Source organism: Acinetobacter sp. YH12134 (assembly GCF_013418555.1).
In the GTDB taxonomy this organism is placed as follows: Bacteria; Pseudomonadota; Gammaproteobacteria; order Pseudomonadales; family Moraxellaceae; genus Acinetobacter; species Acinetobacter indicus.
Window position 1 is genome coordinate 117,483 of the sequence record NZ_VPBT01000004.1, and the last position, 20,794, is coordinate 138,276.

Annotated in this window: 18 protein-coding genes; 8 read left to right on the forward strand and 10 right to left on the reverse strand. The window is 48.6% G+C overall.

What is annotated here, in order from left to right; all coding sequences use genetic code 11:
- Positions 1–9: 9 nt before the first annotated feature.
- From FTU69_RS04685 to FTU69_RS04695, 3 genes are all read left to right on the forward strand, one after another.
- Positions 10–1,314 carry a DUF445 domain-containing protein gene (locus tag FTU69_RS04685; RefSeq protein ID WP_180103555.1) on the forward strand — a complete coding sequence of 435 codons (1,305 nt, stop codon included), beginning with the start codon at positions 10–12 and terminating at the stop codon, positions 1,312–1,314.
- Between the two features lie 87 nt (positions 1,315–1,401).
- On the forward strand, positions 1,402–2,556 hold the full coding sequence (locus FTU69_RS04690) for a methionine aminotransferase (RefSeq protein WP_168384472.1): 1,155 nt from the start codon (positions 1,402–1,404) through the stop codon (positions 2,554–2,556).
- 113 nt (positions 2,557–2,669) lie between these two features.
- Positions 2,670–4,037, forward strand: a complete 1,368-nt coding sequence (locus FTU69_RS04695; protein ID WP_180103556.1) for an MATE family efflux transporter — start codon at positions 2,670–2,672, stop codon at positions 4,035–4,037.
- Positions 4,038–4,366: 329 nt separating this feature from the next.
- On the opposite strand, the gene FTU69_RS04700 is transcribed toward FTU69_RS04695, so the two are convergent.
- A complete protein-coding gene (locus FTU69_RS04700; protein WP_016658706.1) occupies positions 4,367–5,206 on the reverse strand; it encodes an SDR family oxidoreductase in 840 nt (279 codons plus the stop codon).
- 215 nt (positions 5,207–5,421) lie between these two features.
- On the opposite strand from FTU69_RS04700, the gene FTU69_RS04705 reads away from it, so the two are divergent.
- From FTU69_RS04705 to phoR, 3 genes are all read left to right on the forward strand, one after another.
- Positions 5,422–6,123 carry a TetR/AcrR family transcriptional regulator gene (locus tag FTU69_RS04705; RefSeq protein WP_005180893.1) on the forward strand — a complete coding sequence of 234 codons (702 nt, stop codon included), beginning with the start codon at positions 5,422–5,424 and terminating at the stop codon, positions 6,121–6,123.
- Between the two features lie 223 nt (positions 6,124–6,346).
- Positions 6,347–7,057: a phosphate regulon transcriptional regulator PhoB gene (gene phoB / locus FTU69_RS04710; RefSeq protein WP_005180894.1), complete on the forward strand. Its 711-nt coding sequence runs from the start codon at positions 6,347–6,349 to the stop codon at positions 7,055–7,057.
- A gap of 9 nt (positions 7,058–7,066) precedes the next feature.
- Positions 7,067–8,422 carry a phosphate regulon sensor histidine kinase PhoR gene (gene phoR, locus FTU69_RS04715; RefSeq protein WP_016658705.1) on the forward strand — a complete coding sequence of 452 codons (1,356 nt, stop codon included), beginning with the start codon at positions 7,067–7,069 and terminating at the stop codon, positions 8,420–8,422.
- A gap of 61 nt (positions 8,423–8,483) precedes the next feature.
- Here phoR and asd read toward each other — a convergent pair whose 3' ends face one another.
- The 5 genes from asd to FTU69_RS04740 form a co-directional block, all read right to left on the reverse strand.
- Positions 8,484–9,335, reverse strand: a complete 852-nt coding sequence (gene asd / locus FTU69_RS04720) for an archaetidylserine decarboxylase (RefSeq protein WP_005180897.1) — start codon at positions 9,333–9,335, stop codon at positions 8,484–8,486.
- On the reverse strand, positions 9,332–10,174 hold the full coding sequence (locus FTU69_RS04725) for a sulfurtransferase (RefSeq protein WP_005180899.1): 843 nt from the start codon (positions 10,172–10,174) through the stop codon (positions 9,332–9,334). Before FTU69_RS04725 ends, asd begins: the two co-directional genes overlap by 4 nt.
- 169 nt (positions 10,175–10,343) lie before the next feature.
- Complete coding sequence (gene pncB, locus FTU69_RS04730) at positions 10,344–11,543, reverse strand: nicotinate phosphoribosyltransferase (protein ID WP_180103557.1); 1,200 nt, start codon at positions 11,541–11,543, stop codon at positions 10,344–10,346.
- Between the two features lie 98 nt (positions 11,544–11,641).
- On the reverse strand, positions 11,642–12,136 hold the full coding sequence (locus FTU69_RS04735) for an ankyrin repeat domain-containing protein (RefSeq protein WP_171431540.1): 495 nt from the start codon (positions 12,134–12,136) through the stop codon (positions 11,642–11,644).
- Between the two features lie 143 nt (positions 12,137–12,279).
- Positions 12,280–13,794, reverse strand: a complete 1,515-nt coding sequence (locus tag FTU69_RS04740) for a catalase (protein ID WP_005180906.1) — start codon at positions 13,792–13,794, stop codon at positions 12,280–12,282.
- A gap of 222 nt (positions 13,795–14,016) precedes the next feature.
- On the opposite strand from FTU69_RS04740, the gene dtd reads away from it, so the two are divergent.
- On the forward strand, positions 14,017–14,457 hold the full coding sequence (gene dtd / locus FTU69_RS04745) for a D-aminoacyl-tRNA deacylase (RefSeq protein WP_180046852.1): 441 nt from the start codon (positions 14,017–14,019) through the stop codon (positions 14,455–14,457).
- A gap of 69 nt (positions 14,458–14,526) precedes the next feature.
- On the opposite strand, the gene FTU69_RS04750 is transcribed toward dtd, so the two are convergent.
- The 3 genes from FTU69_RS04750 to serB form a co-directional block, all read right to left on the reverse strand.
- Complete coding sequence (locus FTU69_RS04750) at positions 14,527–15,012, reverse strand: hypothetical protein (protein WP_016658700.1); 486 nt, start codon at positions 15,010–15,012, stop codon at positions 14,527–14,529.
- 154 nt (positions 15,013–15,166) lie between these two features.
- Entirely contained in the window at positions 15,167–15,502 is a 336-nt protein-coding gene (gene aciT, locus FTU69_RS04755; protein ID WP_005180916.1) for a ciprofloxacin tolerance protein AciT, read from the reverse strand.
- A gap of 401 nt (positions 15,503–15,903) precedes the next feature.
- Positions 15,904–17,124 carry a phosphoserine phosphatase SerB gene (gene serB, locus FTU69_RS04760; RefSeq protein WP_005180917.1) on the reverse strand — a complete coding sequence of 407 codons (1,221 nt, stop codon included), beginning with the start codon at positions 17,122–17,124 and terminating at the stop codon, positions 15,904–15,906.
- Positions 17,125–17,201: 77 nt separating this feature from the next.
- Between serB and FTU69_RS04765 the strand changes: the two genes are divergently transcribed.
- Entirely contained in the window at positions 17,202–18,455 is a 1,254-nt protein-coding gene (locus FTU69_RS04765; protein ID WP_005180919.1) for a hypothetical protein, read from the forward strand.
- Between the two features lie 63 nt (positions 18,456–18,518).
- Here FTU69_RS04765 and ppk1 read toward each other — a convergent pair whose 3' ends face one another.
- A complete protein-coding gene (ppk1, locus tag FTU69_RS04770) occupies positions 18,519–20,582 on the reverse strand; it encodes a polyphosphate kinase 1 (protein ID WP_075175034.1) in 2,064 nt (687 codons plus the stop codon).
- Positions 20,583–20,794: the final 212 nt, after the last annotated feature.

A 20,794-nucleotide genomic window follows, 5' to 3' on the forward strand; every position in this document is an offset into this window, starting at 1 on the left:
GAAACATGCATGCAGACAGCGCCAGCACCGACTTCTCCAAACCTGCAACGCAGCAAGCGTTTTGCCACCATGGCCCTGATCACGGCCGTGCTGGCCTGGATCTGTTTAATGGTGCTGGCCAAACTGCTGCCCGACTATATCTGGCTGATTCATATTCTGATGCTGTCGGCTGAAGCTGGCGTGGTCGGCGGGCTGGCTGACTGGTATGCGATTACTGTGCTGTTTCGTAATCCCTTTGGCCGGCTGCCCATTCCCAAGTTTCTGCGGGACCATACTGAAATTATTCCGCGCAACAAAGACCGTATTGCCGAATCGATGGGACGTTTTGTTCAGGAAAATTTCCTGTCACCGCAAATTGTACAGCGCAGCCTGCACAATACCGATGTATCGCTGGCCGTGGGTAAATGGCTGGCCAATCCACAGAACAACCAGCAGGTCAGCCAGCTAATTCAACAGACCGTACCGAAGATTTTTGAATTTGTCGGGCAGGAACAGATTGGCCGCTTTATCCAGAACAACAGCGTGCAATGGGTCAAAAATACTGACATTAATTATCTGGCCAGTGAAATGCTGCGCGCAGTGCTGGAAAATGATTTCCATCAGGATGTGCTGCAACGCGGGCTGGATCTGGCGCATGACTGGATGCTGCAACATCCGGAAGAAACCCGCGAGCTGACCCGCACCCTGTTTAAAGAACTGGGCGTGTGGCGTCTGGCCAGAGGTGCCAGCTGGATTGGTATTGATGTACAGCAGCGCACCATCGACTCTTTACTGGAACGGGTCGATTCGATGCTGGCCGATCCCGATCATCCGTGGCGACAAAAAGTGGAAGATATGGCGCATCAGCTGATGCAACAGCTGGCCGATCAGGACAGTGCCGCCAGCCAACGCCTGAACCAGACCAAAAATGCCTTGCTGGACAGTCCGCAAGTGCTGAATTTTATTAGTGGTGCAGTGGTGATTTTGTGTGATGCAATCCGGGCAGATCTGGAAAAACCCGATTCCGGTATTGCGGAAAACCTGCGCGTGGCCATTCAGCAGGTCGGTGAGAACATTATCAGTAACGGCGCCGTACGCCAGTTGCTGAATGACAAAATGAGCGGCATCGCCGTCAATCTCTCTGACCAGTACAGTGAAAAAGTGATCCGTTTTATTAGTGAGCGGATTCATGAATGGGATTCACGCCAGATGATTGGCAAAATTGAAAACGAAGTCGGCGGCGACCTGCATATGATCCGGGTCAATGGCGTGGTGGTGGGGGCCTTTATTGGTCTGGCACTGGGGATTATCCGGGCGCTGGTCGAATTGATTTAATTCAGTTTTTTTCGCCCACTGCTTCAATTGCTGGCGGATGGCGGCTTATCATGCGATGTGTATACACAATAACGGTAGTCAATGGTCATGCTTGAACTTCAATCTAAACTTCCTGCGCTTGGCGTGACCATTTTTAGTGTCATGACCACCCTGGCTCAGCGCCTGAATGCCCTGAATGTGTCACAGGGTTTCCCCGATTTTCCGGCCCCACCGGCCCTGCTGGAGGCCCTGTGTCAGGCGACATTAGAGGGCCAGAACCAGTATCCACCCGGTGATGGACTGTTATTGCTCAGAGAACAGCTGGCTGTGCAAAAGCAGCAACAGACTGGTCGTTCGTTTGATCCTCACACCGAAATTAGCATTACCGCCGGCGCGACTATTGCCATTTTCTGTGCCATTCAGGCGGTGGTGCAGGCCGGGGATGAAGTCATTATTTTTGATCCCAGCTATGACAGTTATGCACCCACCGTGCAACTGGCCGGCGGGAAAGCTATCCATCTGGCCTTGCAGCCGCCCCATTTTCAGGTCGACTGGAATCAGGTCAAAGATGCCATTCATGATCGTACCCGCATGATCATCGTCAATACCCCGCATAACCCGAGCGGTACGCTGTGGTCAGCCGAGGACTGGCAGACCCTGATTGAGCTGATTCAGGATCGCAATATTGTCGTACTGTCCGATGAGGTCTATGAACATCTGGTCTATGACGGCCAGCAGCATTATTCAGCGCTTGATTTTCCGGCCCTGCACGAGCGCAGTTTTGTGATTGGTTCTTTTGGTAAAACTTTTCATGTCACCGGCTGGAAAACCGGTTATTGCATGGCTTCACCGGCTTTGATGCAGTTGTTCCGGCAGGTTTATCAGTTTGCCAATTTCTGTGGTGTGACCCCGGTGCAAGTCGCGCTGGCACAATTTATGCAACAGCATCCGGAACATATTGCTGAACTGGCCGCGTTCTATCAGGCCAAACGCGACCGCTTTCAGGCCGGTATCCAGCACTCCCGTTTTCAGTGGATTCCCGCGCAAGGCACCTATTTCCAGAATCTGGACTATCGCGCCATCCGCCCGGATTTAAACGATCTGCAGATGTGCCAGTATCTGGCCGAGCAGCACAAGATTGTGGCGATTCCGATTTCTGCTTTTTATCAGACCCCACCGGATGATTTACGCCTGATTCGGGTCTGTTTTGCCAAAAAAGATGAAACGCTGGATCGGGCCGCAGAAATTTTCTCGGCCTGTTAACACGAGTACGTAAGATCAGCTAAGTTACGCAATTGCTAAGGCTTTTTGCTACAGGCTCATGCTAGGGTAAAGCCATTCATGCACACGATCATAAACCGGTTACAGGATTGCTCATGCCGCAGCATCAACCTTTGGTGAATCAACACAAGCTCTGGAAAACCTTCCTGATTTTCCTGCTGCCGCTGATTGCCACCAATATTCTGCAAAACCTGTCTGGCACCATCAACACCGTCTTTGTTGGCCAGATGATGGGTGTCGATGCCATTGCAGCAGTGGCGGTATTTTTCCCGATTCTGTTCTGTTTGATGGCTTTTGTGATCGGGCTTTCCGCGGGTTCAACCGTGCTGGTTGGCCAAGCCTGGGGCGCGCAGAATATTGAAAAAGTGCGTTGTGTGGTCGGCTCGACCCTGTTTATGACCCTTATTGGCGGTACCATCATTGCAATTTTAGGCGTGATTTTCGCCAAATCCATTCTGCTAGCCTTAGGTACCGATCCGCAGGTGATGCATCTGTCGTTGCCCTATGTGCAATGGATGCTGGCCGGCAGTCCGCTGCTGTTTGTCTATATTATTTACACCTCTATTTTACGCGGCGTGGGCGACAGTATTACCCCCCTAATTGCCTTAGGCATGACCAGCCTGATCGGGCTGTTTATTACCCCGGTGCTGATTGCCGGCTATTTTGGTTTTCCACGTCTGGGGATTATTGCTCCGGCCATTGCAACCATTATTGGTTATCTGGCGGTGCTGATTTTTCTGGCGGTGTATCTGAACAAGAAAAACCATCCGCTGCGACCGGATTGGCAATTGCTGAAAAATATTCGCCATCAACCGATCTTGAGCAAGATTATTTTACGTCTGGGCATTCCGACCGGCATTCAGATGGTGACCACGTCGGTAGCGGGTCTGGTGATTGTTGGGCTGGTCAACCGTTATGGCGCTGAAGCCACAGCGGCCTATGGTGCGGTGAATCAGGTGCTGAACTATATTCAGTTCCCGGCGCTGTCGATTGCCATTGCTGCGTCTATTTTTGGTGCACAGGCGATTGGGGCCGGCAAATCCGATTTACTGGCCAAAGTCACACGTACTGCTTTGGGTATGAACCTGATGATTACCGGGATGCTGGTGGTACTGGCCTATTTATTCTCGAAATATTTAATGGCGCTGTTTATTACCGACCCGCAGGTGGTCGAGCTGGGCCAGCAGCTGCTGTTTATTGTGCTGTGGTCAATTTTGTTCTTTGGGGCCAGTGCCATTTTCGCTTCGATTATGCGCGCCAGCGGGACTGTCACGGTGCCAATGATTATTAATGTGCTGGCAATTTTGCTGATTGAAGTGCCGTGTGCCTATCTGTTTAGTCAGTGCTGGGGATTACAAGGCATCTGGTATGCCTATGCGCTGGCCTTTGTCAGTCTGTGTATTTTACAGGGTCTGTATTATCAGTTTGTCTGGAAGAAAAAGACCATTGAGGTGTTGATTTGAGGGCAGGAGATAGCGCCTGATTAATTTCCTGAATCACCGCTTGCGCTAATTGCGAAGATAATTGAATACCCTGAATCTCAGCGCCAATACGGCCATTAATCGGTTTGACCTGAATATGTTGATAGTCATAGCTCATATTAAATTTCCTTCATTTCTCTTTTGATGTTTTTAAAGGTTTCCACTCGGGATGAGCTGATGATGTCAAAACGACTTATTCAAATCTGTCAAAAACTTGACAGTTTTATTCTGAATTTCAGATAAATAAAAAATGAAATATGCTGAACAGCCACAAAAAAGCCCGCTTAACGCAGGCTTCTTTAAAATACAGTTTATTTACGGCCTTTGCCCAGCTGGGTCGCCACCGCCATCACCCGCTGATAGCCACTAGGGACAATCCGCTGAATTAAATCAATGGCTTTGGCATCATTGCCAATCAATAAACGGCGTTTATCTTTTAAAACCGCATCCAGAATATCGCGTGCCGCATGCTCTGCCGGATAACGCAATAATTTATTGAAGGAGCGTATCGACTTTTCTGAATTCATGCCCAGACTGCTCAGACTGTCATTCATTTTCGCGGCGTTGGCAATATTGGTCCGAATCCCGCCCGGATGCACACACAGCGCACTCACGCCACAGTTCTGGATATCCAGTTCCTGACGTAACGACTCGGTATAACCACGTACCGCAAATTTGGTCGCGTTATAGGCCGATTGGGTCGGCTGCGCAGTAATCCCGAACAGGCTGGAAATATTGACAATATGGCCATCACCAGTCTGTTTGATATACGGCAAAAATTCTTTGGTGCCATGCACCACGCCCCAGAAATTAATCCCGACAATCCACTCCAGGTCTTCGTAAGAGGCGCCTTCAACGGTCGATCCTAAGGCCACCCCGGCATTGTTAAAAATCATATTGACTGAGCCATGATCCTGCACGGTCTGTTCAGCCCAGTGCTTCATGGCCGCCCGATCTGCCACATCCACCTGCGCCGTGGTCACTCGCACGTTATAATCACTCAGCAAGGCTTTGGTTTTAGCCAAACCTTCTTCATTGACATCACTTAAAGACAAATGACAGCCCTGCTGGGCCAATAAGACGGCCAGCTGCTGGCCAATGCCTGAACCTGCTCCGGTAATCGCCGCGACTTTATTTTTAAAATTTTTCATTCCGCTTCCTTTTTATGGATGGTCTGGCTGCGTCCCTCAGGCACGGCAGCGCACTTCAATTTCACCACTCAAATATAATTTTGACAATAATCATTGTCAACGCAAAAGCCCGCAGATTTCTGTCTGCTGCGTTCAAATCTGAATGCCAAACTTCGCACTTAGCGCAAAATCTTGTTAATCTATAGCAATATAGGATGTGAACTGGCCTTTTTACTATGACCGAAGCACAACACCCCGCTCCCCCAAATGCGCAGAATACCCAAAATAAAGAGCGCCAATTTAAAGGATTATCGCTGAGCGAGCGCAAACAGCTACGCCGGGAAAAACTGATTGAAGCCGGCCTGCACGCCTATGGCACGCATGGTTTTTTTGCGGTCACGGTGAAAGATATTTGTACCGAGGCCAAACTCACCGAGCGCTATTTCTACGAATCCTTCAAAAAAAGTGAAGACCTGTTCCAGACCATTTTTTTACAGCTGATTGATGCACTGCAACACAATGTGATGCAGGCCATCATGCAGGCCTCGACCAATCCGCAAAAAATGATTGAAGCCGGTTTAACTGCCCTGCTGACTACGCTCAAAGACAACCCGCAGATGGCTCGGATTATTTATATTGATGCCATGCTGGTACAGGAACTGCACAACCAGGCCACCATTCAGGAAAGCATGGCGCGCTTTGACCGCATGATTCAGGCCTTTGTCATGCTAATGATGCCAAACCTGCAGCATTCAGAACGCGAACTGTCATTAATTGCCAGCGGCCTGAACGGTTATGTCACCCAAATTGCCATCCGCTGGGTCATGAGCGGCTTTAAGCAGTCAATGGATGAAGTGCTCAGCGCCTGTAGCGTGGTGTTCATTTCCCTGCTCGAACATTTTTCCGAAGCGGAGCCAGAAAGTAGCAAAAAAGCCTGAATCCCTGTCATCAAACTGCAAGAAAAATTAAATATTTGAATCTTTTATTTAAATTTTTTTAAATGAATTCCGGATTCAGCCCATTCTGTACAAAAAATTGTCACAAAACATTGCGAAAATAGCGCTGTCTGCCCTTTCTGCAATGATACTGTCATAATTAATCTTTGTAATAAGCCTGTCATAAATATAAACGGTTCACCGTTCACTTATAGGGTATTGCGTTGTGAAAGATGACTACATTTTAATTGTCGATGATGAACTTCCAATCCGAGAGATGATCCATACCTCATTGGATATGGCCGGCTTTCATTGCTTACAGGCCGAAGATGCCAAACAGGCGCATCAGATGATCGTCGATCAACGCCCGGCACTGATTTTGCTGGACTGGATGATGCCTGGCGGTGTCAGCGGTGTTGATTTATGTCGTCGTTTAAAACGTGATGAAAACCTGGCGGAAATTCCGGTGATCATGCTGACTGCACGCGGTGAAGAAGACCACAAGGTTCAGGGTCTGGATGCCGGTGCCGACGACTACATGACCAAACCGTTTTCTACCCGTGAGCTGGTATCACGCATCAAAGCCGTACTGCGCCGTGCCAATGCCCTGAATGGTGAAAAAACCATTGATGCCAACGGCCTGATTCTAGATCCGGTCAGCCAGCGCGTCAGCTTTGGCGACAACATTCTGGACATGGGTCCAACCGAATATCGTCTTTTGGCCTTCTTTATGACGCATCCGGAACGTGCCTATACCCGTGCACAACTACTTGACCAGGTCTGGGGTGGCAACGTATATATTGAGGATCGTACCATTGATGTGCATATTCGTCGTTTACGCAAGGTGCTGGAGCCATTTGGCGCAGACCGCTTTGTACAAACGGTTCGTGGCACTGGATACCGTTTCTCAACCCGTGCGGATGTCGCCTTAGGTTAATCGCTTTTTATGTATGAACCATACCCTGTCCCCGAACTGGCCCGTGACCACAAGAATGTCCGTTACAGCAGTTTGTGGACTTTTGCCAAACAAGATCTCCGTTTACTGATCTTTTTTTTAGTAATTGCAGGTTTTATTGGTCTCGGGATCGAACAGTTCTGGATCTGTATTTTTATTGGCTTTCTGGCGTTTTTCGCCACCCAAATGCGCTCCCTCTATCTGGTCAATGACTGGATTGCCAACCGTCCCTATGATGTTCCCCCCAATTTGCATGGCATTTGGGGGGCTTTATTATTTAATGTCTACCGCTCGCAGCGTCAGGAACGTATTGTCCAGGCCGAAATGGTCGGGCTGATTGACCGCGCTCAGTCGTCACTAGTGGCCCTGGCCGAAGCGGTAGTGCTGATTGATGATAACCATCAGATCGAATGGTGGAACCCGGCAGCAGAGCGCCTGCTCGGCATTCAGCCACTGGATCGTGGTCGCAATATTTTAACCATTTTGCGCCAACCGGCATTTATTGAATATTTTCATCATATTGATCAGGCACCAGATGGCTTGAAAATCAAATCGACCGTGCTGGATGAACACTATGTGCAGGTCAAAATGACCCGCTTTGGTGGCGAAAGCCGCCTGCTGGTGGCACATGACATGACCCGGATGCACAATCTGGAACAGATGCGCAAAGACTTTGTCGACAATATCTCGCACGAATTACGCACCCCGCTGACCGTACTGAGTGGCTATATTGAAACCTTTACCGACCAGGAAGACATGAATCCGCGCTGGAAACGTGCCTTTGAACAGATGCAGTCGCAAACCCGGCGTATGAATGCGCTGGTCAATGACCTGCTGCTGCTGTCGCGTCTGGAAAATGAAAAGACCATTGCTAAAAACCAGATTATTGACATGCCAAGTCTGATGAACCAGCTGTTTGATGATGCGCATGCCTACAATATTGATTATGGCCATACCCTGAATCTGGATATCGACAGTCATTGCGACCTGATTGGCTCCGATATGGAACTGGCCAGTGCCTTTAGCAATTTAATTACCAACGCCATCAAATACACCCCGAAAGGCGGCACCATTACCATTGGCTGGCATGATGATGGCGAGCATGGCTATTTTAGCGTGCAGGACACCGGCATCGGCATTGATCCGAAACACCTGCCGCGTCTAACCGAACGTTTTTATCGGGTAGATAGCGCGCGTAGCCGTCAGACCGGCGGTACCGGTTTAGGGCTGGCCATCGTCAAGCATGTCTTGATGCAGCACAATGCCCATTTAGAAGTCGAGTCCAAAGAAAATAGCGGCTCAACCTTTAAGGCCGTCTTTCCCAAAGAACGGCTGTATAGCCTTTAAACCGAATACCCATAAAAATGCCCGGATTAATCCGGGCATTTTTCATTTCAATACAAACAGCTTAGAGGCGATGACCCATGGCTTTGCCCATTTCCACCAGAGAATTGGCCTGATACTGCGCATCCCACTGCATTTTATCCTGTTCAAATAAAATCACTGCGGTAGAACCGAGATAGAAACGGCCTAATTCGGCGCCTTTTTCCAGGAACAGGTCATGCTGGTTCAGCTCCAAACGGCCCGATGGTTTGACCTTGCCGGTGGCAACCGTTTCAATACCGGCCACAATCATGGCACCCACCAGCACCACCGCCATCCGGCCCATCTCGGTATCAAACAGGCAGACCATGCGTTCATTACGGGCAAACAGTCCCGGAATATGTTCTGCCGTGGTCTGGTTCACTGAAAACAGCTCGCCCGGTACATACAGAGTTTCAGTTAAGGTACCGGCAAATGGCATATGCACCCGGTGATAATCCCGCGGTGATAAATACACGGTGGCAAACTGACCATTTTTAAATGGCTCGGCCAGCTGCGGATCGGCAATCAGGTTTTCAACCGTAAAGTTCTGGCCTTTGGCCTGAAAAATTGCACCATCTTCAATTTTACCCAGCTGGGAAATCGCGCCATCAGCCGGAGAAACAATGCTGTTCGGATCGGCATCGACCACACGCACCCCATCTTTTAAGGCACGGGTAAAGAATTCATTAAAGGATTTGAATTTCAGGGCATTGCCTTGCTCGGCAATCGACATATCAATTCCGTACTGCATTTTAAATGCCTGAATTACTGCGTTTTTCACCATCGGGTGTTCACTGGCAGCAATTTTACCCACCACACGAGACAACTGGTGCTGGGGTACCACGCGCTGGGCCTGAATAAATAATTGTTTTTTTAAACGAGATGTGAGGCTCAAGACGGCAACTCTCCGGTAATGATAGGACTGTCGAGGCGATTGCCCCATTCACTCCACGCACCTGCATACGCCCGGATTGGCCAACCCAGTAAACGTCCCAGAATATAGGCCAGACCGGAACGATGATGAGACTGGCAGTACACCACCACCGGTTGGCTTAAATCAAAGCCAAGTTGTTCCAGACGTTGCTGCGTGCGTTCTAGCGGATGCAATTTTAAATGATTTTCGCGGTCAAGGGCAGTACTCCACTCGAAATGTCGGGCGCCCGGCATGTGACCGCCGCGTCGCGCCGCCAGTCGCTGTCCGCTATATTCTTCTGCAGTGCGGCAATCCCAGAGTTGCAGTTCAGCACTTTGTACCTGCTCTAATAACGCATCATATTGAATTTGATACTGATCATTCAGCTGTACCGGCACCAAATGCTCAACCGGCGCAAAGCTCGGCAGCTCCGACGAGGTCGGCAGACCGGCCGCCAGCCAGGCATGAATCCCGCCATTGAGCAGGCTAGTGTTTTCAAAACCTAAACAATGTAAATTCCACAGCAAACGCCCGGCCCAGGCTCCGCCTTCATCGTCATAGGCCACCACATGATGCTCAGGGGAAATATTTAAATAGCGGATCAGTTCTTCCAGGCCGTCCTGCTCCGGCAATAAACCCGAAGCATACTCTTCCTGACGCAGCAATAGTTTTGGCTTTACATGTAGCGCATGTGGAATATGCAGCTGTTCATAGACCGAGTTGCGGCTTAAATCGACAATACGTAATTTTTCACTGCCTAAATAGGGCACCAGGTCTTCGGCTTCAATCAACAGACCGAAATTGATCGTGGCATCATTCATCGTGGTTGTATGTTTTATCACTATCCTTGTCCCTGATGTTAGCACAAGTCATTTTTAGGATTATCCTGAATTTCTGCATTCCTTGCGCAGAAAAATGGATAGAGGTCAACCCGCCATCAGGGAGAGGACGAGGTCCAGCCTTTGTACTGGACCTGGCCTGTATTTTTGCTTATTCCTGAATATCAAACACCTGACGCAAATAAGCGAGGAAGGTGTCGTTGTCGGTCATGGTTTTGCCCGGACTGTCGGAAATTTTGGCCACCGACTGACGGTTACATTCCACCAGCTTTAACACAATATTCAGCGGAGTTTGTCCCATATCATTGGTTAGGTTGGTGCCAATCCCGAAACTGACCTGAAAGCGGTCTTTAAAGTAGTTGTGTAGCGCCCAGGCTTTTTCCAAGGTCAGGCCATCACTAAAGGTCAGCATCTTGGTTTTGCTGTCAATTTTCAGCTTTTTATAATGGGCATAGGCTTTGTCGCCCCAGCTATACGGGTCACCACTGTCATGGCGCAGGCCATCAAACAGTTTGGCAAAATACAGGTCAAAATCACGCAGGAAGGCATCCATCCCGACCACATCGGTCAGGGCAATCCCCAAGTCACCCCGATATTCCTGTACCCAGGTTTCCAGCGCCGCTTTCTGGAAGTCACGTAAACGCACATCCAGCGCCTGAAAGGCCTGTAAAAATTCATGCGCCATGGTGCCAATTGGAGTAATGCCAAGCTGTTTGGCCAGCAGCACATTGCTGGTGCCGCGGAATACACCCGGCGCGGCGGCATTAATCTGCTGCACCACATGCTTTTGCCAGGCAAAGCTGTAACGGCGGCGTGTACCAAAATCCGAAACCAGAAATGGCGGATCTTCCGGATTCTGCTCGGCGGCATATTGCTGCACCAAGGCCACTTTGGCCTGTAGACGGCGTTCACCTTCGGCCAGCACCTCGTCACTGCGAATACGGCTGAAATACAGCTCATTGACAATGGCCAGCACAAAAATCTCGAACATCATGGCCTGAACCATCGGGCCTTCTATCACAATATCCAGACGCCCTTCACTGTCGATGCCGGCACGAATAAAACGGCGCTTGAGCTGGAACAGTTCCAGATAATCGACAAAGTCGCTTTTGATAAAGCGTAAACTGCGCAAATACTGCAGTTCATCTTCGCTAAATTTCAGGCGGCACAAATGATCCAGCTGTGCATTTAAATCATCCAGAATATCCGCCAGTGGATAGACCGTATCTTCCAGATTACGGCAGCGGAAATGATAGACACTGTGGGTTTGCGGGAATTTATGTAAGACCACCTGTAGCATGGTAAATTTGTACAAGTCGGTATCAAGCAAAGAGTGGATGATTGGTGCCATAAGAGTTCGTTTTTGCTGTACTCCTTGCATTAAAGCATAATTTTTACAGCGATATTTAACCTTTTGTATCGACCATTGGGTAAGAACCTGGCGCTCGGCTAGTCCTCACTCAGCTTCTGAAATTGCTGCTGTTGGCCAAATACCCGGGCAAATTCTTCGGCAGTCAGCTGGCCGGTCTGGACCGCGTGAGCATCACAATCGACCTGACGTAACTGCCGGGCAATACCCCACTCGGCTTTTACAATGGCTGCCATTAGCGCGGTATGACCTTTCTGGTCACGTGCACAGCGGTCGGCGCCATAGGCCAGCAAGGTGCTGACAATTGGCTGATGGCCATAATACGTCGCCATCATTAATGGCGTAAAACCGGCCGAATTACGGACATCGACCGGAAAACCGTGCTGTAAAAATTCCTGAATCACGTCATGCTGGCCACTGCGGGCAGCCGCAAAAAACAGATCAATCAGCTCTTGTGCGGCAGATGATGCTACGGTTTGGCTTGTGGCCGAGAATGAATCTGCTTGTGCCCAGGCTGGTGCTGCGCCTACTCCCAGGCTGAACAGTCCGGCACAGAGCATGGTGAAAATACGCATCTTGCTGCTCCTGTCTGAATCGGCAAAATAAAGAGGTGCCTGTAAAACTCCCCCTAGGGTGCAGGAAAGGTTTGGAGTTTTACAGGACTTTTCGGAGGTGATGCGCTATACCCTAGTCACCAGTTCCTCAAGACCAATCGAGATTAGTCTTTTAATTTTGCAGCTTTAGCTTTAACCGTCGCCAGGTTACCGTTCACCGCTTTGGTCATACGGGTACCGTAGTCTGCATCTGCCTTGTAGAAATAAGACAACATGATGTGCTTGGTTTCTGAATCTTTCACTGCACCTAAGTCAGCAGCCAAGTTCATGATCAGGTCATCTTTCTCTTTAGCTGTGTATGAACGGTACAGCTCACCTGCCTGCTTGAAGTTCTGCTCTTTCACGCCAATTTGCTGTACATGACCAGATAATGGTGTTTGTACCGCACGTGCTTTTTCAGTGGCAGCTTTTGGCTCTTTACGGCTTGGCTCATAGTTCACATCTGAGTCACGCTCAGATACATTCATGTAGCCATCCTGGTTATTGTTGTTCACATTTACCACTGGACGGTTGACTGGAATCTGCTGATGATTTGCACCCAGACGGTACATTTGTGTATCTGAATAAGAGAAGATACGGCCTTGTAACAGACGGTCTTCTGATGGCTCGATACCTGGAACCAGGTTACCTGGCGCAAATGCTGACTGTTCAGTTTCATTGAAGAAGTTCTTCGGCATACGGTTCAGGGTCAAGGTACCGACTTTAGTTTCTGGAACCAGCTCAGTTGGCCAGATTTTAGTTGGATCTAGCGGATCGAAATCAAACTTGCCCAGGTCTTTAGGATCAAGCACCTGAATATACAGATCCCATTTCGGGAAGTTACCTGCATAGATGTTGTTATAAAGATCATTGGTCAAATGGTTGAAATCTTTACCTTGCTGCTCAGCCGCTTCTTTCACGTTCAAGCCCTTCACGCCTTGTTTAGAACGGAAGTTGAATTTCACGTACTTGTATTCGCCTTTGTCGTTATACAGTTTGTAAGCGTGAACCCCAAAACCGTCCTGTTCGCGGTAGCTGGTTGGAACACCTTGCTTGCCGTATACATAGGTCAGCATGTTGGTTGCCCATGGCTGGCTCGACAAGAAATCAAACACACGGTTGGCATCTTGTACGTTAGTCACCGGGCTTGGCTTCATGGCATGAATGAAGTCTGGGAATTTGATCGCATCACGGATAAAGAAGACCGGTGTCTGGTTACCGACCAAGTCCCAGTTACCTTCTTGTGTGTAGAACTTCACTGCGAAACCATGTGGGTCACGTAGGGTCTCTGGTGAGCCTTTACCATGAATTACGGTAGAGAAACGTAGGAAAACTGGAGTTTTAGTACCGGCTTTGAACAATGAAGCAAGGGTCAGATCAGATAGGTCTTTGGTTGCAACGAATTCACCATAGGCACCCGTACCACGCGCATGTACCACACGCTCAGGAATACGCTCACGACCAAAACGTTGTAATTTTTGAACTAATTGTACATCTTGAAGTAAAACGGAACCATTTGGACCAGCAGTGATCGAGTTCTGGTTATCCCCCACTGGCGCGCCGTTATCTTTAGTTAATGGGGCAGCTTGTGCGGCTGTGACAGTTGCAAGCATTGCAACCAGTAATGAACGCTTAAACATTTCTAAATCTCTCAATTTATTACCTTTCCTGCATGGGCTAAGATACTCGAGAGTAAAAAATAGATAAAACTGATAATTTTTATAAATTCAATCGTGTTTTTAGATTATTTAAAATATTATCAAATATAGTCAATAGATTAGAATACATTTTAAGCAGAGCTAATCTGCAGACTTGCTGCGGTTCTTGTACAATGCACATAATTTTCAGTTTTTGAGTCAAATATGCGCGCATTATTACAGCGAGTGCTAGAAGCCAAAGTCGTTGTTGAGGGTGAAACAACCGGAGAAATTCAGCACGGTATTCTGGTTTTTTTAGGTTTGGGCAAAGACGATAATCTGGACAAAGGCAAAAAGCTGATTGATAAAATCCTGAAATATCGCTTTTTTGATGATGAACAGGGCAAGATGGGCTGGAATGTCAGCCAGGCCGGCGGCGGTATTTTACTGGTATCGCAGTTTACCCTGATGGCCCAGACCCAGAAAGGTTTACGCCCTGACTTTGGCCCGGCGATGCCCCCCGCGCAAGCCAAAGAACTGTATGATCAGCTGGTGGACTATGCCAAAAGCCAGTTTGCACAGGTAGAAACCGGTATTTTTGCCGCCGATATGAAAGTGCATCTGGTCAATGACGGGCCGGTGACCTTTCAGCTGGAAATTGAATAAGCCAATGCTTGGTGCATAAAAAAGGTCTTCCACTGGAAGACCTTTTTCTTGGGCGTTTCGACGCAGCAATCAGATTGATTTACCAGTTTTCTGCTTAATAAACTGACGCGCCATTTTAATTTTTTCTTTGACCGGTTTCGGCAGCTTTGGTGGTACCAGTTTCGCCACCTGGTTAAACCAGACCAGCAGACCAAAATCACCTTCCATTTTAATGGTGCCATTTTGCATGCCGGTCATAAAGGCAGTCGGATCGCCTTTCATCAGGGTTTTCACGCCCTGCTCGCTGTCGGCGAACTGCAAAATAAAATCGGCTTTTTCAGCATCACCCGACACGGTATCAATGTCGCCATTATTGACAATAATCTGGCGGGCAAAACCGGTATCGGTACCAATCTGGATGCGGAACTGACGCTCATGAACCAACTCAATAAATTTAGGGCTGGTACGGGCTAGCTGCTTCATACGCAAAGCCAAACCTGTCACGAGTAAATCAAGCGGATCCGTGCTGACATCAACCAGAGGAAGTTTCACGACAGGAATTGAGGAAAGTTTCATGACGTCCGAGCCTATTGTAATTGTTGGGTTAGATTGCTTTTCATCCTAACATAAACAGCTGATTTTTCAGCAAGGCTTTGTATAACAATCATTATCGAAAGTAAAAAAAAATGTACATGACTGTACATTTTTTGGACGTCTTATCTGTATAGACTTAACGGCTGGAATACTGCTGCTGGTCATCTTCATACACTGGGGTATGTTCGATATAACGTCTTTTGGCCAATGCACGCTCTGCACGACGGTCTTCGCGTAGCAGAAGCAATGTCACAACAATCATCGCCAGGGTTAATGCAGACAGATAGCTGTAGGTCACAGGCAGTTCAAAAACAGTTTGTACGCTAAAACGGACCGTTTCCAAAATGCCCCAGAATGCCATACCGGCCAACATGAAGCTTAACCAACGACGATAAGGCGAAAAGAAAACAGCAATCAAAGCAGCCGCTACCAAGCTCAAGCCGACTATAGTTGCTAAATTCGCTGTTAACATAAAAACCTCCGTCCAAAAATGGATGTGGATCTTGTCGAGTCCCCATGCCATCTTCAATACTTGTAAATGAATGGCAAGGCCAATTTCAAATCTATGGAAGCATTATGAGTAGTTTTCTGGATAAAAAAAGACTTAAATTTTGACCACGCGACACACATTGTCGCAATATTATATTGTCATTACACTTTTTTAATTTTAAAGATTTCTGAAGATAAGGCTACTCCTTCTTTCGCGTGTCATTACAAAAAAACAACCTGCAAAACTGCCCTGAAAAATATTTTTTTCGATGTTTTTAAAGCAGATTTCGATTCAGTCAAAAAATGAACATTTGCCCTTGTTCACTGATTTTGCATAAAAAAAGCGCAGCCCTTATGCTGCGCTTGATTCAACCTGTGATGTGCTTAAGCCCGGTTCAGGTCTTTATCATGGACACCTAATAGATACAAAACACCATCCAAGCCAACGCTGGAAATCGCCTGATTGGCATTTTCACGTACCAGCGGTTTGGCACGGAAAGCAACCCCCAGACCGGCAATGGATAGCATTGGCAGGTCATTGGCACCATCACCTACCGCAATGGCCTGCTCCAGAGAAATACCCATTTTCTCGGCCAGTTCACGCAATAGCAGAGCTTTACGCGCACCATCCACAATATGGCCTTTCACTTCCCCGGTTACCACGCCATGCTCGACATCCAGAATATTGGCATGTACTTCATCAATCCCCAGCTTGTCCTGCAGATATTCGGCAAAGTACTGGAATCCACCCGATAGAATCGCAGTGCGATAGCCCAGGGCTTTTAAGGTCGAAATCAGACGCTCGGCGCCTTCAGTCACGGTTAAACGCTCGGCGATTTTTGGCAGAACCGACGCATCCAGACCTTTTAGCAAGGCCACACGGGCACGGAAACTTTGCTGAAAATCCAGCTCGCCCTGCATGGCGCGCTCGGTAATTTCAGCCACTTGTGCACCGACACCGGCTTCAATCGCCAGTTCGTCAATCACTTCCTGCTCAATTAAGGTTGAGTCCATGTCAAAGCAGACCAAACGACGGTTACGGCGATAAGCATTGTCTTCCTGTACCGCGACATCGACGCTTAGCGCGTTGGACAGGCTTAAACAGGCGGCACGCATGGCTGCGGCATCGAGCATCTGACCGCTTAAACCAAACTGCACACAGGCACGTTTTGGCCCCTGGCTGGAACCATCTGCTGCCGGACGGCCAGACAGACGGGTCACGGTCTCAATATTGAAACCCTGGCTGGATACAATTTGTGTTACTGCCTGCAGATGAGAGGCATTGAGTTCTGGCGCCAAAGCCGTCACGATGTAACGGGTACGGCCACCTTCATTGACCCATTGTTCATACTCTGTTGCAGAGATCGGTTTAAAGCGCACAGTTAAGCCAATATCATGTGCTAAAATCAGGATCTCTTTCATGGCTAATGCGGTAGCCGTCTGGTCATCTGATGAGACGACAATACCTAAAGTCAACTGGTTATGAATGACCGCCTGACCGACATCTAAGATTTGTAAGGAATGAGCGGACAGAACCTGCATTAATCGAGTAAACTGATTCGGTTGGTCAGGTCCTAAAAATGATATAAGAATGATTTCTCGCATGAATTGACTCGGGTCTGAGCTACAACTATTGTTAGAATCATAATCGAAATTAAGTAGAATTACTTTGGAAGTTTACGTTGAATGCGCCTAGACAAGGGCTATTTGCTAGCCTACTGACCATAAGTTTTGCCTTGCATACCTTTTTACTGGTACTGGCAACGACTCACCAGCTCAATGAAAATCGGGCCAGTCAAGGCCAGCTGATCACCAGCCAGCTGGTCACAGACAGCCTGTCCGAGCTGGAACCGGCCAATACCGTTTCACTGGCGCTTCTGGCCGATCGTTATGCCACCAACCCGAGTATTGCCTCAATTCGCATTCTGAATACCAACAATCAGGTGCTGGCCACCGGTGGCCTGGCCAAAACCCGTCAGGGTGAAGTCTTTGTACGCGATGCGCTGCAAAACGAAAAGAAAGTCGGCACCATTGAAGTGACCCTGGTCAAACCAAGTATTGGCGAAATTCTGCGTACCCAGTGGATGGCGATTCTCAGTTCGCTGTTTATTCATGCCCTGCTGTGGCTGGCCTATCGTGCGATTGCCCGTCCAAGCCGTTCAGAATATCTGGCGCGTATCAACAATGAATCGCGTCTGAAACACGAAATCCAGAATCTGACCCAGGCACTGGAGCAGGAAAAACACAATACCGCATTGGCGATTGCACAGGCGCAGCAACAGGCCAAAGCCGCACCAAAACTGAAAGAAAACAAACCGGCCCCGGTTGATCAGCATACAATTTCGTTAAACATCCAGTTCTATGATCCGAAACAGTTGATGGATACGGTCAACAAAACCGTTTCGGTGCCGTATTTTAATCTATGCCAGATTTTCCTGAACAAGAGCATCGAGCTGTGTGTGCAGCACTATAAACTTAGCCAGCAGGATATCACCACGGTACAACCATTCCATGAAGATGGCGCCACCTTAAGCATGTCGGCCGATAAACCGAATGCGGCACCGTGTCTGGCGATGATTGGCACCGTGTTCCAGCTGCTGTCTGAAGTGCTGTATAAACGCTACCGTGAAGAAAAACGCTTTGTGCTGCAAACCCGCAGTGCACTGTCCAGCCCGGTCGATGCCATGCAGCTGTCTTCGGTGCAGGCGGCAGAACGCTTGGTCAGCCAGCTGTCAGCTAAGGAAAATGCGGTGCATTTACCGCATGAATTACTGAAAACTCTGTCCGATCATTATGAACTGGTCAGTATGCCAAACCCGACCAATGTGCTGACCCGGCATGCCTATATGGTCAATGGCATGGACAGTGAAGCGGCCGAACTGGCCCAGCAGTTAAGAACTGAAATTTTACGTGGCAAGCACTCTAAAGCGTCTTAAGACGCAGCAGCCGCTGTCGTCTGATCAAAATCCTGACCCGTGTCAGGATTTTTTGATAGAGGCTTAGAGTTTGAGGAGCTTTTTTTGCAGTAAATAGGCCTGTGCACTGTGCAGGGGCTGTTCCGGTTCCGGCTGCACTTTCTGCCAGTGGCCATCGGACTGCAATTCCCAGGCATTCTGGTTGTCATTTAAATAGCTGCGTAAACCATCTTCGACAATACATTTCTTGATCTTGCTGTCCAGAATCGGGAAACAGGTTTCAACCCGTGAGAACAGGTTACGTCCCATCCAGTCAGCGCTGGCACAGAACAGTTTTTTCTCGCCGCCATGTTCAAAATAATAGACGCGGGTATGTTCCAGGAAACGACCGACAATCGAACGCACCCGGATATTGTCTGACATGCCCGGCACTTGGGGAATCAGGCAGCAAATCGAACGGATAATCAGATCAACCTGCACCCCGGCCTGCGAGGCACGATATAGCGCCGCAATCAGTTGTGGCTCGGTCAGGGCATTGACTTTAATCATGATCTGCGCGGCTTTGCCGGCCTGGGCAAATTCAATTTCCTGTTCAATCAGTTTCAGCAGTTCAGTGTGCAGGGTGAACGGCGCATGCAGCAGGTTTTTCAGTTTGGCCATTTTGCCCATGCCGGTCAGTTCCTGGAACATGCGGTGCACATCTTCACAGATATCCGGCTGGGTGGTCATCAGGCCGTAGTCGGTGTACATGCGCGCATTGCCGGCATGGTAGTTACCGGTGCCCAAGTGCACATAACGCACCAGCTGGTCCTGCTCGCGGCGTACCACCAGAATCATTTTGGCATGGGTTTTATAGCCGACAATGCCATACACCACTACCGCACCGGCTTCCTGCAGCACGTTGGCAACCATGATATTGGATTCTTCGTCGAAGCGGGCACGTAGTTCAATGACCGCAGTGACTTCCTTGCCATTACGTGCCGCTTCAGCCAGTACCTGCACAATTTCCGAGTCCGGACCACTGCGATACAGGGTCTGTTTAATTGCCAGCACATGCGGATCTTTGGCCGCTTCTTTGAGCAGGCTGATCACCGGCTGAAAAGAATCAAACGGATGATGCAGCAATACATCCTGCTTTTTCAGCACCTCAAAAATTGGTTTCTGCTTGCGAAATACCGGCGGAATCACCGGACTAAAAATCGGATATTTCAGTTCCGGACGGTCAAAACTGGTGGTGAGACGCGACAGGTTAATCGGGCCACTGGTCTGATACAGCTGCTGCTGATCCAGATCAAACTCATCTAGCAAGTAGTCAATAATACTCTGCGGGCAGTCATCTTCAATTTCCAGACGCACCGCACGGCCGAAACGGCGTGATGACAGCTCATCTTTTAAGGCCACCGCCAGATCATCGACATCTTCCGACAGAATCAGGTCGGCATTTCGGGTCACACGAAAAGCATAGCAGCCGGTGGCTTTCATGCCCGGGAACAGGTCATTAATATGCTGCTGGATAATCGCCGTCAGAAAAATCTGTTCCTCACCCTCCCCGGCCACTTCAGGCGGCAAGGCAATTAAGCGCGGCAAGGAACGTGGGGCTGGCACAATCGCCATTTCAATTTCACGGCCAAAGGCATCCTTACCTTCCAGACTGACAATAAAGTTCAGGCTTTTATTGACCAGTCGCGGAAACGGATGTGACGGGTCCAGACTGATTGGGGTCAGTACCGGCTGGACCTGTTTGGCAAAATACTGGGCAATCCAGGGTTTATGCTTGTCCTGAATTTGTGGATATTGGATAAAACGAATCCCGGCCTGCTGCAACTGCGGCAGAATGTCCTGATTTAAGGTGCGATATTGCAGCTCGACCGCCGCATGAATTTCTTCAGATAACTGTGCCAGCACCAGTTCGGTCGGAATTGCATCCGGGGTGCGGGTCAGGGCATTTAAATCCAGCTGTTTCATTAAACCCGCCACGCGGATTTCAAAAAACTCATCCAGATTTCGGGAAAAAATAATCAGAAAGTTTAAGCGTTCCAGCAGCGGCAGACGCTCATCCAGCGCTTGGGCCAATACCCGTTGATGGAACTCGAATAATGCCAGTTCCCGATTGAAATAGGTCATGGATGAATGCTGAAAATCGCTCATATCTCACTCTATGCTGTTTTACAACAGTCTGTTTGTGCCGCCTCTGTGAGGGCATCTTAGAAATTGAATATGACAGTTGTGTTACAAAAATGACCAAATGATGAAAATTAGCCCAAATTTGTTCAAAATAAAAATCTGTTTTTTATCATTTTTTTGTTTTTTATCTAAGTAAAAAGACAGAATATTCAATATACTAAGGCATCCTTGCCTTG